This window comes from Kineococcus rhizosphaerae (assembly GCF_003002055.1).
In the GTDB taxonomy this organism is placed as follows: domain Bacteria; phylum Actinomycetota; class Actinomycetes; order Actinomycetales; family Kineococcaceae; genus Kineococcus; species Kineococcus rhizosphaerae.
In genome coordinates this window covers 493,178-508,569 of the sequence record NZ_PVZF01000001.1, presented here as the reverse complement: position 1 = coordinate 508,569, position 15,392 = coordinate 493,178, and the positions used below count along the sequence as shown (strand labels likewise).

The window sequence follows — 15,392 nt, the reverse complement described above, 5'->3', positions numbered from 1 at the left end:
GGTGAGTCTCGGCGTCCCGCAGCTCGGCGTCCCGGTGGACGTGTGGCTCACCGCGCCCGCGGGCTCCGGTGAAGTGCTGGAAGTCGTCGACGGGGCGTTCGTGACCAAGAGGATCGGCGGCAACCCGCACCACTACCTCGCCGTCAGTCTGCTGCTGGAGTTCGAACGCCAGTGGGGTGCCGTGGCCACCGCGCCCGGGAACTGGGCGATCGAGCTGGCGCCGGACGGGAGCGTCGTCCGCGGCCGGGTTCCGGACGTGCTGGTCGACGGTGACGAGCTGCGCACCGTGGACGTGTACGTCGGAGTGCCGGCGGCCGCCGTCGAGGTGTGGTCCCCGGGGAACACGCTGCGCGAGATGAACGAGAAGCGCGGCGAGTACCGGGCCGCGGGCCTGCCGGTCCTGCTGGAGGCGTTCCTCAGCGACTCGGGGGACGTCCACCTGGACTGGATGGTGAACCTGGGTCGGCACTGGTCCACCGTCGCGACGAGCGAGGGTGACACGGTGCTCGACGTACCGGCTCGGCCGGGTGTCCACGAGGCGTTCTCCGTCGTGCCCAACTCCCTCCTGCGGCGCTGATCCGGCGTGGTGCACGTCGCCGTCCTGGGAGCCGGAGCGTGGGGAACCGCCGTGGCCGGGGTCCTCGCGCGCAACGCCGAGAGCGTGGCGCTGTGGTGCCGACGGCCCGAACTCGCCGCCGAGATCACCGCGACGGGGGAGAACACCGGGTACCTGCCCGGGGTGCCGTTGTCCCCCCGGATCGCGGCGACCGCGCAGTTCTCCGGGGCGGTCGACGGAGCGTCCCTCGTCGTCCTGGCGATCCCGTTGCAGCAGTTGCGGTCACGAGTCTCCGGGTGGCGCACGGAGTTCCCCGACGTCCCCGTCGTGAACCTCGCCAAGGGCGTCGAGGCGGCGACGGGGGAGTTCGGCACGGAGATCGTCCGCGACGTCCTCGACGTCCGGCACGTCCTGGCGCTGTCGGGTCCGAACCTGGCCGCCGAGATCGCCCGCGGGCAACCAGCCGCGACCGTCGTCGCGGGCTCGAACCTGTCCGTCGCGCAGGAGGTGTGCGGGTCCTTCAGCACCCCCGCGTTCCACGCGCACGCCGTGACCGACGTCCTCGGCGTCGATGTCGCGGGTGCGTTCAAGAACGTCGTCGCGCTGGCCGTCGGGATGGTCGAGGGCGCGGGGCTGGGCGCGAACGCGCGGGCCGCGGTCCTGACGCTGGGGCTCAGCGAGATGGCCGCCCTGGGGGCCCGGCTGGGGGCCTCGACGTCGACCTTCCTGGGGCTGGCCGGCGCGGGGGACCTGGTGGCGACCAGCACGTCGAGGCTGTCGCGCAACCACCGCGTCGGGCTGGCGCTGGGGGAGGGGTTGCCGCTGGGCGCGGCCGTGGCCCGGGCCGGGGGCACCGCCGAAGGTGTCGCGACCGCGCCCGCCCTGCTGCGTCGCGACCCCGACCTGCCGTTCGTGCGCGACGTCGTCGCCGTGCTCGAGGGCGTGCGCTCACCCGTGGAGGCGGTCTCCCGGCTGCTGTCGGCGTCCTGAGACCAGCCGCCGCAGCGCGATCCAGGCGAACGGCAGGTAGGGCAGCGGACCGTCGAAGGTCGTGACGCACCCCGACGGGGTGGCCCGGACGGCGTGGTGCAGCTCGATCCCCGCCACCCGCCACGTCCACGTCATCGCGGGTTCGTCGACGGCGGTGATCGTGAAGGGGACGAAGTTGACCGTCCCGCGGGTGCCGGTGGCGATGCGCCCGGTGCCGGCGCGGACCCGCAGCAGCTGCGGGGACCAGGTCGTCCAGCGCGCGATCCGGGCGTAGTCCTCCCAGACCTCGACCGCCGACCTGGTGCCCCGGGCGCTGATCACTGCGCCGGCATCGAGACGTCGACGACCTCGGCGTTCGGCAGCCCCGCCAGGTCCGCGCCGCGCACGACGAGCTTGGACCGGCGGACACCGGAGCCGATGAGCAGCCAGTCGGTCTCGACGACCCGCCGGTCGACCAGCACCCGCCAGTCCGCCGGCAGCCCGAGCGGGGTGATGCCGCCGTGCTCCATGCCGGACTCGGCGACCGCGCGCTCCATCGGCAGGAACGAGGCCTTGCGGACCTCGAGCGTCCTCTTGACGGCACCGTTGACGTCGGCGCGCGTGCTGGCCAGCACGACGCACGCCGCGACCCGCTCCTGGCCGTCCCGCCTGCCCGCGACGACGACGCAGTTCGCCGACGCCTCCCGCGGGACGCCGGCCGCTTCGACGAGAGCGGCGGTGTCCGCGAGGTCGGGGTCGATGGCGGTGACCCAGGCTCCCTCGGGCAGTGCCGACCGGACGGTCTCGGGCAGCAGCTCGGGGTGCTCGGCGGCGGGCAGGAGGGTGAGGGTGCCCGCCGCGTGCTGGGCCTCGCTCACCGCGAGTAGACGGGGCTCAGCGTCGCCCGGGCCAGGACGTGGCCCAGCGACGTGAAGGCCGCGACCGTCGGGGTCGCTCCCTCGGGCAGGTCCAGGGACTCCACGTCGAGGGCGTGCACGGCGAAGACGTAGCGGTGCTCACGGTCACCGGGCGGCGGGGCCGCCCCCGTGAAGTCGGGCGAGCCCAGGTCGTTGTTCAGCGTGCGGGCACCCTGCGGCGCCGCCGCACCCCGCTCCAGGCTCGTCACCGAGACCGGGACGTCCACGACCGTCCAGTGCCAGAAGCCCGCCGGCGTCGGGGCGTCCGGGTCGAAGCAGTTGACCAGGAAGCTCTTCGTGCTGTCGGGGAAACCGTCCCAGCTCAGCTGGGGCGAGACGTTCCCGGACGCGTGCCGCTCGTCCAGCTGCTCACCCGAGGTCACGTCGGTGGAGTGCAGCGCGAAGGCGGGGACCGTGGGCAGCAGGGAGTAGGGGTCCGGGGCGATGGGGCGTTCGAGGTCCATGGGGCGAACCTAACGAACGACCGCAGGACCGGCCCGACGGACCGGTCCTGCGGTGTCTCAGCCGCCGTTGCCGGGCTTGAGGGGTGCGTCCAGGGGGTGGTCCTCGCCGTAGAGGACGGCCTGGGCGGCACGGTGGGCCTTGGGGTTGACCACGATCGGGGCCAGGAGGTTCATGGTGGCCTTCTCGGCGCCCTGGGCCATGTTCACGACGGCCAGGACCGCACCGTCGTCCTCGTTGGTGAGCTGGATGGCTTCTGCGGTGCTGCCGTCGATCACCGGGGTGTAGTCCGGGTAGAACGGCATCGGGTCGGCCAGCACGAGGCGCAGGTCGGGGTCGGAGGTCGACTTCAGCGTGTAGAACACGCCGTCCTCGTCCAGCGCGTCCAGCTCGAAGCTCTTGTGCTCCGTCAGTCCAGCCAGCGGAGTCACGAACTCGATCTTGGGAGTGGTGTCGGAAGCGATGCTCACGTCGTCGATCCCTTCGTGTACAGGCCCCGGGTGTCGGTTCCCGGGCGTGTCCTGGTCGCCGGTGGGCCTCGGGACGCTGCTCACCGACTGCTTGACCACCACAGACAGTAGTCGAAACGTGGCAATCCGTCGCGGCAATCGTGTCAAACCTCAGGAACCACGAACGCCCCACCGGTACACCGGTGGGGCGTTCGACGGACGGTCCGCTCAGGCGGCCAGGAGCGGCGCCCGCAGCGGCAGGTCGGTCCCGACGAGCACCGTCTGAGCGGCTCGCATCGTCCGGTGGTTGATCACGATGGGTGCGAGCAGGTTCACCGTCGCGGTCGCCGGGTCGTCGCCGATGTTCACCACGTTGAGGACCGCGGCCTCCGTGGCGTCCTGCAGGTCCAGGGCCGAGACCGTCTCGTCGTCGATCTCCGGGGAGTACCCGGGGAAGAACCTCGACGGCGCGACGACGACGAGACGCAGCCCCGACCCCGCCGCGTCGCGCAGCGACCACAGGGTGCCGTCCTCGTCCAGAGGGACCAGGTGGAAGGCCTTCTGATCGCCGAACCCCATGATCGGGGAGACGAACTCGACGACGGGAGCGGCGACGGGGGCGTCGGTCATGAGGGTCACTCTAGGAACTCCACAGGTGGGGGCGAAGGTGGAACGCTTCCGGGGGTCTTCCGGCGCGATCAGCGCAGGAAGTCCATGAGGGAGGTCTGGACGGTCTTGGCCGTGACCTGCAGGGCCGCCTGGTAGGCGACGTTCTGCTGGGTGAACTCCAGGTAGGCCTTGGCCGGGTCGACACCGGTGGCGTCCTCCAGCTGCGCCTGGAGGTACTGCAGCTGGGAGGTGTTGACGTCCTCGGCGTGATCGACCTGGTTCTGCTTGGCCCCGATCGTCGCCATGGCGTTGGTCGCCGCGCTGATGCGGCCGTCGATCGTGGCGACGTCGACCGCGCTGCCTGCACCGTAGGTACCAGCGGCGATGTCGTCGGCCAACCGGTCCAGCTCGTCGAACACGTTGCTGGTCGCGTCCCCGAAGACCGACGCACCCGGGGTGTTCACCGTCACCGTCACGCCCGCCGAGATGGTCCGGGTGACCGTCCCCCCGTCGTCGTGCGTGACGTAGCCGGTGGCCGGAGGCGTCGCGGCCGCGTAGGCCACGGTGCTGTCCGTCGTCCCCCCGAAGACGGCGCGGCCGGCGTAGTTCGTGTTCGCGTCACCCAGGATCGTGTTCCTGATCTCGCGGATCTCGGACGCGTAGGCCGCTCGGCCGTTGGCGTCGAGCGTGCCGTTGACGGCGCCGACGGCCAGCTCCCTGACCCGCTGCAGGCGATCGACGGTGCTGTTGAGCGCGCTCTCCTGGCTGTCCATCACGTTGCGCGCGTCGGACAGGTTCCGGCCGTAGTCGCCGTTCAGGGCGATCTCGCCGTTCAGGCGCAGCGCGGCCGCGGCCCGGACGGAGTCGTCGGACCCCTTGGTGAGCGAGCTGCCGCTGGTGATCTGCTCCTGGAGCTTCGCCGTGCGGTTCTGGTTGATCTGCAAGTTCGTGAGCGAGTTCATCGCGATGCTGCGCTGGGTGATGCGACCGAGCATGTCAGTCCTCCTCCTCAGGTGTCAGTACGGTCAGCGGACCATGTTCATGAGCGTGTCCAGGGCCTCGTCCATCGTGGTCAGCACCTTGGCGGCGGCGGAGTAGGCGTGCTGGTAGGCGACCAGGTTCGTCATCTCCTCGTCCAGGTTCACCCCGGAGACGCTGTCGCGGACCGAGGCGGACTTCAGGGACACCTGCGAGGCCAGATCGGCGCGGTTCGAGGCGGACTGAGCGGAACTGGCCAGGTTCGTGACGTTCGTCAGCCAGTTCTGCTTCACGGCACCGAACTGCTTGACGACCTCCTTGGCGAAGGCTCGGTCGGTGGAGCCGTCACCGGTGGCGTTGGTGCTGTCCTGCACCGACGTCGCCGCCAGGGTGATGTTGCCCGAGTCGACGGTGCCGCCGCCGGCGGCCGCGAAGAAGGAGGTGCCGGTGGCGGTGTTGACCTTGTCGGCCAGGGTCGCGGCGAAGTCGTCCAGCTTGCTCTTCTGGTCGGCCAGCGTCTTGTTCGCCCCGTCGAGCGTGCCCTTGAGGGAGCCGGCGACCGGAGCGGCGTCCTGGCCGTTGATGCTGGCCACCACCTGGTCGCCGATGCGGGGGTTGCCGATCGTCTGCCCGGGGTTCGACGGGTCGGGGACGCTCAGCGTCATCGTGTACGAGTAGTCGCCGGTGACGATGGTGGCGTTGCCGACGAAGACGTCCACCGTGCCGTTGTCGCGGTTGACCACTCGCGATCCGGTGAGGTCGGACAGCTGGTTCAGGTACTGGTCGCGCTGGTCCATGAGCTCGTTCGCCGACGCGCCGGTGGAGAGCGTCTCGCGGATCGAGGTGTTCAGCTTGGCGATGTTCGCGGCGGCGGTGTTCGCCTGGGTCGCCTGCGCCTGGGCCTGCAACCCGAGCTGGTCGTACTGGGCCTCGAGCTGACCGTTCATGCTGCCGATCGTCGAGACGACGGCCTGGCTGCGGGTGAGGACCAGCTGGCGGTTGCCGTCCTGGCCGGTGGTCCCGTTGTTGTTGGCCAGCGTGTTCCACGCCGAGCCGAGGTCCTGCAGGGCCTGGCTCAGGCCGGTCGCGCCGGTGTCGCCGATGGCGCTCTCGATCGTGCCCCACACGTTGCTCGCGGCAGCCTGCTCCATCGCGGCGGCGGAGTCCTGGCGCGCGGTGGCGGTGGCCAGGGCGTCGGAGACGCGGGAGATGCTGGTGACGACCACCCCGTCACCGGGGGTGTTCTTGAGCGCGTTCGGCCCGCTCTGGCTCAGGACGCTCGCGGACTGCTCGACGCGCTGGCGCGAGTAGCCGTCGGTGTTGGCGTTCGCCACGTTCTGGCCGGTGACGTCCATGCCCAGCTGGGCGGCGGACAGGCCGCGGCGCGCGGTGTTGATGCCGGAGAAGGTGCTCATCGTCAGGGGTCCTCTCAGAAGGCTTCGTCGACGAAGTGGGCGCGGGATCCGCCGGCCGACGCGGCCGTGTTCTTGCCCTGGGCGGTGTAGGTGTCGAGGGGCTTGTCCAGCCCCAGCAGGGTCTCGCGCAGGGCGCGCGAGCCCGCCTTGAGGAGATCGCGGTTGGCGTCGGCCAGGTCCTGGATCTCGGAGGTGAGGGTCAGGAAGGCGTCGCGGTGGCCGCGGAAGATCTCCCCCCACGGGTCCGGGGCGGCGGCGGCGAGGGCGTTCAGGCTCGGTCCCGGCTCGAGCTCGAGCTCGGCGGCGATCCCGTCGACCTGGGTGGCGCGCAGGAGCTCGGTCGCCCGGATCTGCTCCATGACGAACTCGACCTCGCGGGTCGCGTGCGCCAGCCAGCGCGTGCGGCCGCTGGCCAGCACGAGCTGCTCCTCCTCCAGCTTGAACAGGAGCAGCTCCAGCAGCTCCCGCTCCTTCCAGAGGATGCCGGAGACCTCGGCGAGTCCCATGCGTGTCCTTCCCGTTGCCGTCAGTCGGTGGTGCTCGAGCCGTCCATCGGCGGGCGCTACCACGAGCTGAGCGTCAGCGGGCGGGAACGCGGGTCAGCTGCCCGGCTTCTTGACGAACTGGGCGTTCTTCGTCGGCTTGCGCAGGTAGTAGGGCCGGCCGTCCTCGCGGGCGTTGCGCAGCTCCTGGTTGAGGATCCGGGACTCCTCCTCGAGGGCACGGTTCACCGCGGCCTGGTCGACGCCGTGCGTCCGCTCCTTCGCGATGTGGTCGTTGCGACCGATCTCGTGCTCCACGTCGAGGAAGTTCTTCGCGCACAGGGCGTACAGGGCGCTGATGCGCTCCCCGTTCGCCTCGGCGTAGTAGTCCAGGAAGGACGGGGTCAGTCGGCCCTTCTTGTAGGCGAACTCCAGGTCGCGCACGACCTGCCACATCGGTTTCACGAGTACCTCCAGCCACACGTACCACGAGCACCACAGCAGTTCCGGCGTGGTGCGACGTCCACCCTTCGGCACCCGGACGGGTCCTGCTGAAGGGCGTTGCGCCGTCCGGACGGTCCGTCACCCCGGCGGCCGTCCGCGCCACGGACCGTGGAGCCCGGTGGCTCGTTCGGAGCAGTGCGAGCGGGGGAGCCGTCACCCGTTCGGCGCTCAAGTCACGAGGGGGGTCGTGCCGAGAAGGGGTGTGTGACCGCAGACACCGCCTTCGCCGCCCGGGAGCTCCCCATGGTCGAGCTCTCTGCCGCCGAGCGCTCCGCGCTCGTCGAGAAGCACCTGCCGCTCGTCGGCTACATCACCAGCGAGTTCATCGGCCGTCTGCCGTCGCACGTGAGCCGCGACGACCTGACCTCGGCCGGCCTCATGGCGCTCTTCCAGGCCTCCAAGGCGTACGACCCGACCACCGGTGTCCCGTTCAACCGGTACGCCAACACCCGCATCCGCGGCGCCATCCTCGACGACCTGCGCGGTCAGGACTGGGCCTCGCGCGGCGTCCGCAGCCGCCAGCGCAAGCTCGCCCAGACCGAGGACCAGCTGACCGCCCAGCTCGGCCGCACCCCCAGCGGCTCCGAGCTCGCCGCCTCCCTGGGAGTCTCCGAGAAGGAGCTGGCCGAGACCCGCGACGAGGCGCAGCGCTCGATGGTCCTGTCGATGCAGGGCTTCACCGCCGAAGGTGCCTCGCTCGACGACCACCTGCCTACCCACACCCCCGGCCCCGAGCAGGAGCTCCTGCACCGCGAGCGGCTCGGCTACCTCCGCTCCGCCGTCGCGTGCCTGCCCGAGCGCCTGCGCGCCGTCGTCGAGGGCTACTTCATGCAGGAGCGGCCCATGGCCGAGCTCGCCGAGGAGCTGGGTGTCTCCGAGTCCCGCATCTCGCAGATGCGGGCCGAGGCCCTCGTGCTGCTGCGCGACGGCATGAACACGCACCTGTCGCCGGAGATGGTGGCCCAGCTGCCCGGTTCCGGTGCGGCGGTCAAGCGCAAGGAGGCGTACTACGCCGCGGTCGGCACGCAGAGCGACTTCCGGTCGCGCCTGGCCCTGAGCGCCTTCGGGTCGTACGCGGCCCCGGTGGCGCGCACCGCCTGAGGAGGGCGCTGCCGCACGTCGGTCGGTGGGCCGGCCGCCCCTTCCCGGTGGTCCGAGCCGTCGCCCGGGTACCGGCGCCGTCACCCGTTCGGCTCAAGGGTCGTCCCGCAACTGCCGATGGAGTGCTGTGACCACCAGCGACCACGCCGCAGAGCCAGCCGTTCGCCTCCTGCTCACCATCGAGGACCTGACCTCCTTCTCCGCGGAGGTGGCTCTCCAGGCTGTGGCGCGCCTGTTCTCCGTGGCCGACCCCGTCACCGTCTTCGTGGCGGTCCAGGGCGTCGAGGAGCCCACGGAGGAGCTCGTCGCCCGGATCCTGCGCCTGTGCGGTCCTGCAGCCCTGCCGCAGATGGAGCTCGTGGGTTCCTCCGAGCCCGTGGCGGTGACCGGCCGGGTCACCGTGGGGCCCGACGCGGGGTCGGCGGCGCAGGCGGTGGCTCTGCTCACCGGCGTGGCGCAATCGCTGTGGGGTGACGAGGAGCGGGCGACGATCCGGTCGCTGCGCTCCGATCACGAGCGAGCGCTGGCGGAGCTGCAGGCGCTGCACCGCGCCAACGCGACCCTCACGGCGTCGGCGGCACGGAACAGGGCCGAGTTGGCCATCGCCCACCGGGACGTCCGCCGCTGCGGGCGTGACCGGAGGCGTCCCACGGTCGTGGTGCTCTTCGAGCACCTGCACTACTGGGGTTCGGTCGTCCCGGTCGTCACCGCCTTGACGGTCGACGACCGCGTCGACTTCGTCCTCGTCGGTTCCGACGCCCCGCAGACCCCGTCCGGAGGATCGGCCGCGGACTTCCTGCGCGCTCAGGGGTTCTCACCGGTGTCCCCGCAGTGGCTCCTGGGGAGCTTGGACGAGGTCGACGTGCTCATCGTCGACAACCCCTACGACGAGACGCGGCTCCCGGGCCTGCGCACCGCCGACGTCGCCGCCGCCGGAGTCCGTCAGGTGGTCCTCCCCTACGGCAACGGGGCCATCGCCGGGGAGTTCATGGACCGCCTGCTGTGGGACCTCCCGCTGCAGCGGCTGGCCTGGCGCGCCTACCTGCCCAGCCGGGCGCAGCGGGACCTGTTCGCCCGGAACTGCCTCGTGGGCGCCGACCACGTCCGAGTCCTCGGCTCCCCCAAGCAGGACCGGACCGTCAACGCGGTCCCGGGCCCGGGTGCGCGGGCCCTGCGGGAGCTGGCGGGGGACCGCCGCACCGTCCTGTGGAACCCGCACTTCCGGATGGAGCCCGGCGGCTGGTCCACCTTCCACCTGTACGTCGGTGACGTCCTCAGGACCTTCGGCACCCGGGACGACCTCTTCCTGGTCGTGCGTCCGCACCCCCGGCTGCTGACCGACCTGCTCGCCGCAGGGGGGAAAGCGGCGGAACTGGCGCGCCAGTTCTGCGCGACCGTCGAGGAGTCGACCACCATGGTCCTCGACACCGCACCCGACTACCAGGACGCCGTGGACGCCGCGGACGCGCTGATCAGCGATCTGAGCTCGATCGCCACCGAGTTCCTGCTGACCGGCAAGCCCGTCATGTACCTGCAGCGGCTCGACGGTCCCGGGGTCAACGAGGAGGGACGCTACTTCGACGCCATGTACCAGGGCCGGTCGTGGGCGGACGTCGAGGCCTTCCTGGCCCTCGTCGCCCGCGGGGAGGACCCGCGACGCGTCGAACGTGCGGCCACCGTCCGCGAGCACTTCCTGTTCGCCGACGGCAAGGCCACGGGCCGCATCATCGACGACCTGCTGGCCGCCCTGCACGCCGAACGTGCAGCCACCGAGCCGGCCGTCGCCACGCGCTGACCGTTCACCACCCCCGAAGGAGAGCCGACATGAAGAACATCGTCGTCCTGGCCGCCGGCCGCGGGACCCGTCTGGGCGGTGCCTGCCCCAAGCCCCTGACGCCCGTGGGACCGGGGGGTGAGTCGCTCCTGGAGCGCCAGCTGCGTCTGCTCTCCCCGCTGACGGACGAGGGCTGGGTCGCGCACGTGGTGGTGGGCCACCGTCAGGACGAGTTCCGGGCGCGGCTGTCCGGGGTGAGGTTCGTCGAAGCCCCGCGCTACGCCACCACGAACACCTCCCAGTCGCTGCTCGAGGCCGTCGCAGGTCTGGAGGGTGACGTGCTCTGGCTCAACGGCGACGTGCTGTTCTCCCCCGGGTTCGCCGCGGCGGTCCGCACGGCGGTGCGGGCGGAGCAGAGCTTCGTGTCGGTGACCTTCGGACGGGTCGCCGAGGAGGAGGTCAAGTTCCGCCTCGACGGCACCGGCAGCATCCGTGAGCTGTCCAAGACCGTCGTCGGGGGCGAGGGGGAGGCGATCGGCGTCAACTTCGTCAGCGCGGCCGATCGCGCCGACTTCGAGGCGGCCCTGCGCACCTGCCGGGACGACGACTACTTCGAGGCGGGCATCGAGCGCTCGATCGGGGCCGGGGTGCGCTGGCTCGGGCTCGACCTGACGGCCCACTTCGCGGTCGAGGTCGACTTCCCCGCCGACCTGGACCAGGCCGAGGCCTACGCCCGTCAGGAGTGGGCGGCACTGCCGCGCTGAGGTCCGAGTCGCGATCCCCCTGCAGCCCCAGCGGCGGTCCCCGACAGAGTACGCTCAGCGCATCGGCTATTACTCTAGGTGACTCTCGTGGTGGGGGATCGGATCGTGAGCGTCTTCATCAGCGCGTGCTACATCGTCAAGGACGAGGAGCGGGTGCTGGCGGCCTCGCTCGACGCCGTCGCGCCGTTCGTCGACGAGATCGTCGTCTACGACACCGGCAGCTCCGACGGCACGCTGGAGATCGCACGCTCGCGCGGTGCGGTCGTCGTCGAGGGCCACTGGGACGACGACTTCGGGGCCGCCCGCAACCGGGCGCTGGAGCACTGCCGCGGCGAGTGGGTCTTCTCCGTGGACGCCGACGAGGTCGTCCAGGGTGACCCCAGGGCCTTCCGCACGCTGCTGCGCCGGTCGGCCGTCGCCGACGTGGTGCGCGTGCAGGTGGCGAACGCGGTGTGGGACTCGGTCGACGACGACCCGCTCACCGTGCAGATGGTTCGCGTCTTCCGCCGGCGCACGTGCCACTGGACGGGAGCGCTGCACGAGCAGGTCGTCCGGCGCGGGGGGGAGCGACTGAGCGGGACCGTGTCCCCGCTGGTCCTCCTGCACAGCGGGTACACCGTGCAGACGATGGCGGAGAAGGGCAAGACCGACCGCAACCTCGCCCTGGCCCGGCGCGAGCTCGACCGGGCCCTGGAGGACGGTCACCACGACGTGACGGTCCACCGCGTGAACTTCGCCCGCTCGGCCCTGAGCTCGCGCCACTTCCAGGAGGCGCTGGACGCTCTGGAGCCCCTCGACGGCCAGTACGCCGTCCAGCCGCCACCGGCGGACTGGCTGCCCCTGGCGGCGTCGGCGTCCTACTGCGCGATCCAGGCCGCCGCCTCGCTGGGGCGGTTCGAGACGGCGCGCTCCTGGATCGAGCGACTGCAGTCGTGGGGGGAGCGGCCGGGGGCGCTGACCCGGGTCCGGGCGTCGGTGGCGATGGCCGAGGGCGACTTCCGCGGTGCGCTGGACCTGCTGCGCGACGTCACGGAGGTCACCGACCTGCGGGGTGGGCGCGTCACGGAGGTGTCACTCCTGCTGGACACGGCCAACTGCCACGCCGCGCTGGGGGAGTACGACCAGGCCGCGGACGCCATGCTCGAGCACCTGCGGCGGGGGGCGGGCGACATGCCCGCTCCCCAGATGCTCGCCATCGTCCACGGAGCGCACCTGCCGGTCGAGGAGTTCGCCGCGGCCGTCCCGCCGGCCCTCGTCGTACCCCTGCTCGGGCAGCTGTCGACCCTGCCCTTCGCGGAGGTCTCGGACGTGCTGGAGGCCCTGCTCGCGACGGCTCCCTCCCCTGCGCCCGTCCTGGCGGCGGCGGCGTCGATGTGGCCGTCGATGTCGCTGCCGGAGGCTCTGCCGTGGTCCCTGCGCCTGCGAGAGGCCGGTCACCCGGAGTCCTGCCCGCTGCTGGCCATCGCGGGGTCGGCCGAGCGTGAGCCCGTCGACCGGCTGGCGGCGGCCGCCGTCCTGCACGAGGTGGGGGACGAGCGCGCTCTGAGCTTCGTCGAGCACGTCCTCGAGGGCTGGGAGGAGGCCACCTGGCCCCTGGTCGAGCAGGCCGTGGGGATGTACTCACCGCGACTGCGGGACCTGCTGGCGGCTTCCGTCGTCGAAGCCTGAGTCCGGGCGCGACTCCGAGACAACGGCGACTCTGCGTGGTTAGATGGTCACGCAACGAGGTGTCACGCCGGTTCGCCGGATCCTCGGAACGGTGAGAGCCGCGCTCGTCAGCCTGGAGGGACTCCAGGGAGCGCGGTGCGGGAGGGCTCAGGAGAGCATCACCCGATTGCCACACGGCTGAGCACTCAGGTGCTGGGCTCACCGACCGATGGATGAAGTGTCAGGGCCACGGACGGCCCCCACTGACACCCCGACCCCACATCACGGAGGAATCGTCATCATGGGTCTTCGCATTCAGAACAACGTCGCTGCGCTCAACAGCTACAACAACGTGAACCGCACCGACAAGGCCGTCAGCTCCTCCCTGGAGAAGCTGTCCTCGGGCTACCGCATCAACAAGGCTGCGGACGACGCGGCCGGCCTCGTCGTCTCCGAGGGCCTCCGCTCGCAGATCGGTGGCCTCACCGTCGCCGCCCGCAACGCCCAGGACGGCGTGAACGTGGCCCAGACCGCCGACGGCGCCCTGAGCACCGTCACGGACATCCTGCAGCGCATGCGTGACCTGGCTGTCCAGGCCTCCAGCGACGGCTCGCAGGACTCCGAGGCGCAGGCCGCGGCGAACAAGGAGTTCAGCGCGCTGAAGTCCGAGATCGACCGCATCGGCTCCAGCACGAAGTTCGGTTCCAAGGCTCTGCTGGACGGCACGTACACCGGCACCTTCCAGGTGGGCGCCAACAACGCGACCGACAACCGCATCAGCGTCCACATCTTCAACGTCGCCAGCCTCTCGGCGAGCCTGACCACGTCGCTGACCAACACCAGCGACGCGCAGACCGCGATCGACGACATCGACAAGGTGCTCAAGCAGGTCACGGGTGCCCGTGCCGACCTCGGTGCGGTCCAGAACCGCTTCGAGCACGCCATCAACAACATCAACACCTCCATCGAGAACATCACCGCGTCCGAGTCCGCCATCCGCGACACCGACATGGCCAAGGAGATGACGAAGTTCACCAAGAACCAGATCCTCTCCCAGGCGGGTACCTCGATGCTGGCCCAGGCGAACTCCTCGTCGCAGAACATCCTCTCCCTGCTGCGTGGCTGATGCCGGTTCCTGAGCCGATCGGCCGGACCCGTTCCGGCTGACCGTCTCGTGAGGCGGGGGACACCGCACCAGCGGCGTCCCCCGCCTTTCTCACGTCCACCCTCTTCCGACATCCCAGACAGGAGGGACTGTCATGGTTTCATCCGTTTCATCCTCCGCCGTCGACGGGCTGGTCAGCGGGCTCGACACCGCCAGCATCATCTCCCAGCTGCTCCAGGTCGACGCCGCGCCGCAGACGCAGATGAAGAACAGCGTCTCCACGGCGCAGGCGAAGGTCACTGCGCTCCAGTCGGTCAACAGCAAGATGTCCGCGCTGCAGACCGCGGCGCAGAACCTGACGAAGGCCTCGACGTGGGTCGCCGCCACGGCGACCAGTTCGGCCGACGGTGTCACCGCGACGGCGGGAACCACCGCCGCTCCCGGCACCGTCAACGTCTACGTCCAGAACCTCGCCACGAGCCGGTCGGTCATCACCCCGACGGTGCTCTCTACCGACAAGGACGCAGCGGGGACCCTGGGTTTCCCGCTCGACGTGGTCGACACCCACGGCACCCTCGTGGGCACCATCCGCCACACGACGGGCACCCTGTCGGAGGTCGCCGCCGAGATCAACAAGGCCAGCAGCAAGCTGGGGATCACCGCCGTCGCCCTGCGCGTCAGCGACGGCACCTACCGGCTGCAGGTCACCTCGACCAAGTCCGGCAAGGACAGCGAGTTCCACCTCGTCCCGTCGACCGAGGCGAACGTCGACCCCGCTGACATCGCGGGACTGGAGACGGGGGCCGCACCCGGTGGGCTCGCCCTCACCCAGATGGCGCCGGCGCAGGACGCCACCCTCTACCTGACTCCTGGTGCCGTGCCCAGCGGGGGAGCCGTTCCCCCCGGATCCATCCCCGTCACGTCGTCCACGAACACCTTCGCGGACCTCATGCAGGGGGTCACGGTCACCGCGACGAAGGTGGGAGGAGCGACCGTCTCGGTCGCGGCCAACCCCAGCGCGGTGTCGGACTCCGTGAAGGCCCTGGTCGACGCGGCCAACGCAGCGCTGAGCACGATCGCCTCGGTCACCAAGGCCGGCACGATCAGCGCGAGCGGGACCAACAGCGGTTCCGGTCCCCTCAACGGCAACGCCACCCTGCGCGCGCTGAAGACCCAGATCCTGGACGTCGTCACCACCAGGCTCGGGGGTGGGTCGGTCTCCTCGGCGACCTACGGCATCCAGTCCACCCGGGACGGGCAGCTGTCCTTCGACGCCGACACCTTCAAGGCGGCCTACACCGCCGACGCGGCGACGACGCAGAAGATGGTCGCACCCACGAGCATCGACAGTTCCTCCCCCACCAAGGGTCTCGTCGACGGCTTCATCGCCGTGGCCCAGAAGGCCACCGGCATCAGCCCGGTGACCAACGTCGCCTCCGGCAAGGGATCGCTGGAACTGGCCATCCAGGGCCAGAACTCCACCATCTCCGACCTCTCCCAGCGCATCTCCGACTGGGACGTGCGGCTGGCGGCGAAGCGGACGTACTACCAGAAGTACTACTCCAACCTGGAAGTCGCCCTCGGAAAGCTGCAGAGCCAGTCGTCCTGGCTCTCAGGACAGCTGTCCAGCCTGAGCAGCTGATCCTCCGGAGCCGGTCAC

17 protein-coding genes are annotated in these 15,392 nt (G+C 70.9%); 8 read left to right on the top strand and 9 right to left on the bottom strand.

Annotated elements, in window-relative coordinates:
• The first annotated feature begins 1 nt into the window (after position 1).
• Both CLV37_RS02515 and CLV37_RS02510 read left to right on the top strand, forming a co-directional pair.
• Positions 2-577: a Uma2 family endonuclease gene (locus CLV37_RS02515; RefSeq protein WP_106206618.1), complete on the top strand. Its 576-nt coding sequence runs from the start codon at positions 2-4 to the stop codon at positions 575-577.
• Positions 578-583: 6 nt separating this feature from the next.
• Positions 584-1,546 (top strand): NAD(P)H-dependent glycerol-3-phosphate dehydrogenase, encoded by a 963-nt coding sequence (locus CLV37_RS02510; RefSeq protein ID WP_106206616.1) that lies wholly within the window; start codon positions 584-586, stop codon positions 1,544-1,546.
• Here the strand turns inward: CLV37_RS02510 and CLV37_RS02505 are convergent.
• From CLV37_RS02505 to CLV37_RS02465, 9 genes are all read right to left on the bottom strand, one after another.
• Entirely contained in the window at positions 1,505-1,867 is a 363-nt protein-coding gene (locus CLV37_RS02505; protein ID WP_106206614.1) for a polyketide cyclase, read from the bottom strand. The genes CLV37_RS02510 and CLV37_RS02505 overlap by 42 nt on opposite strands.
• Positions 1,864-2,403, bottom strand: a complete 540-nt coding sequence (locus CLV37_RS02500; RefSeq protein WP_106206612.1) for a YbaK/EbsC family protein — start codon at positions 2,401-2,403, stop codon at positions 1,864-1,866. Before CLV37_RS02500 ends, CLV37_RS02505 begins: the two co-directional genes overlap by 4 nt.
• Positions 2,400-2,906: a YbhB/YbcL family Raf kinase inhibitor-like protein gene (locus tag CLV37_RS02495; protein WP_106206610.1), complete on the bottom strand. Its 507-nt coding sequence runs from the start codon at positions 2,904-2,906 to the stop codon at positions 2,400-2,402. The genes CLV37_RS02500 and CLV37_RS02495 overlap by 4 nt, the downstream gene beginning before the upstream one ends.
• A gap of 57 nt (positions 2,907-2,963) precedes the next feature.
• The gene (locus CLV37_RS02490; protein ID WP_170127011.1) at positions 2,964-3,374 is read right to left on the bottom strand and encodes a flagellar assembly protein FliW; all 411 of its coding nucleotides are present in this window, start codon (positions 3,372-3,374) and stop codon (positions 2,964-2,966) included.
• Positions 3,375-3,581: 207 nt separating this feature from the next.
• A complete protein-coding gene (gene fliW / locus CLV37_RS02485) occupies positions 3,582-3,983 on the bottom strand; it encodes a flagellar assembly protein FliW (RefSeq protein ID WP_146149269.1) in 402 nt (133 codons plus the stop codon).
• A gap of 68 nt (positions 3,984-4,051) precedes the next feature.
• Complete coding sequence (gene flgL, locus CLV37_RS02480; protein WP_106206604.1) at positions 4,052-4,957, bottom strand: flagellar hook-associated protein FlgL; 906 nt, start codon at positions 4,955-4,957, stop codon at positions 4,052-4,054.
• 30 nt (positions 4,958-4,987) lie between these two features.
• Entirely contained in the window at positions 4,988-6,355 is a 1,368-nt protein-coding gene (gene flgK, locus CLV37_RS02475) for a flagellar hook-associated protein FlgK (protein WP_106206602.1), read from the bottom strand.
• Between the two features lie 14 nt (positions 6,356-6,369).
• A complete protein-coding gene (flgN, locus tag CLV37_RS02470; protein ID WP_106206600.1) occupies positions 6,370-6,861 on the bottom strand; it encodes a flagellar export chaperone FlgN in 492 nt (163 codons plus the stop codon).
• Positions 6,862-6,954: 93 nt separating this feature from the next.
• Entirely contained in the window at positions 6,955-7,374 is a 420-nt protein-coding gene (locus CLV37_RS02465) for a hypothetical protein (protein WP_106206598.1), read from the bottom strand.
• Positions 7,375-7,545: 171 nt separating this feature from the next.
• On the opposite strand from CLV37_RS02465, the gene CLV37_RS02460 reads away from it, so the two are divergent.
• The 6 genes from CLV37_RS02460 to fliD all read left to right on the top strand — a co-directional run bounded on the left by CLV37_RS02460 (position 7,546) and on the right by fliD (position 15,374).
• Positions 7,546-8,442 carry a sigma-70 family RNA polymerase sigma factor gene (locus CLV37_RS02460; RefSeq protein ID WP_245885203.1) on the top strand — a complete coding sequence of 299 codons (897 nt, stop codon included), beginning with the start codon at positions 7,546-7,548 and terminating at the stop codon, positions 8,440-8,442.
• 127 nt (positions 8,443-8,569) lie between these two features.
• Entirely contained in the window at positions 8,570-10,237 is a 1,668-nt protein-coding gene (locus tag CLV37_RS02455) for a CDP-glycerol glycerophosphotransferase family protein (RefSeq protein WP_106206596.1), read from the top strand.
• Positions 10,238-10,266: 29 nt separating this feature from the next.
• Positions 10,267-10,980, top strand: a complete 714-nt coding sequence (locus CLV37_RS02450; protein ID WP_106206594.1) for a phosphocholine cytidylyltransferase family protein — start codon at positions 10,267-10,269, stop codon at positions 10,978-10,980.
• 105 nt (positions 10,981-11,085) lie between these two features.
• A complete protein-coding gene (locus CLV37_RS02445; protein WP_170127010.1) occupies positions 11,086-12,648 on the top strand; it encodes a tetratricopeptide repeat-containing glycosyltransferase family 2 protein in 1,563 nt (520 codons plus the stop codon).
• A 280-nt stretch (positions 12,649-12,928) separates the two neighbouring features.
• On the top strand, positions 12,929-13,753 hold the full coding sequence (locus CLV37_RS02440; RefSeq protein WP_106206590.1) for a flagellin N-terminal helical domain-containing protein: 825 nt from the start codon (positions 12,929-12,931) through the stop codon (positions 13,751-13,753).
• A 133-nt stretch (positions 13,754-13,886) separates the two neighbouring features.
• Positions 13,887-15,374: a flagellar filament capping protein FliD gene (fliD, locus tag CLV37_RS02435; RefSeq protein ID WP_106206588.1), complete on the top strand. Its 1,488-nt coding sequence runs from the start codon at positions 13,887-13,889 to the stop codon at positions 15,372-15,374.
• Positions 15,375-15,392 lie beyond the last annotated feature (18 nt).

Excerpts from the sequence above, each read along its gene's own strand:
- flgL (WP_106206604.1), bottom strand. The coding sequence starts at position 4,957 with ATGCTCGGTCGCATCACCCAGCGCAGCATCGCGATGAACTCGCTCACG.
- fliW (WP_146149269.1), bottom strand. The coding sequence starts at position 3,983 with ATGACCGACGCCCCCGTCGCCGCTCCCGTCGTCGAGTTCGTCTCCCCG.
- flgN (WP_106206600.1), bottom strand. The coding sequence starts at position 6,861 with ATGGGACTCGCCGAGGTCTCCGGCATCCTCTGGAAGGAGCGGGAGCTG.
- fliD (WP_106206588.1), top strand. The coding sequence starts at position 13,887 with ATGGTTTCATCCGTTTCATCCTCCGCCGTCGACGGGCTGGTCAGCGGG.
- CLV37_RS02450 (WP_106206594.1), top strand. The coding sequence starts at position 10,267 with ATGAAGAACATCGTCGTCCTGGCCGCCGGCCGCGGGACCCGTCTGGGC.
- CLV37_RS02495 (WP_106206610.1), bottom strand. The coding sequence starts at position 2,906 with ATGGACCTCGAACGCCCCATCGCCCCGGACCCCTACTCCCTGCTGCCC.
- CLV37_RS02440 (WP_106206590.1), top strand. The coding sequence starts at position 12,929 with ATGGGTCTTCGCATTCAGAACAACGTCGCTGCGCTCAACAGCTACAAC.
- flgK (WP_106206602.1), bottom strand. The coding sequence starts at position 6,355 with ATGAGCACCTTCTCCGGCATCAACACCGCGCGCCGCGGCCTGTCCGCC.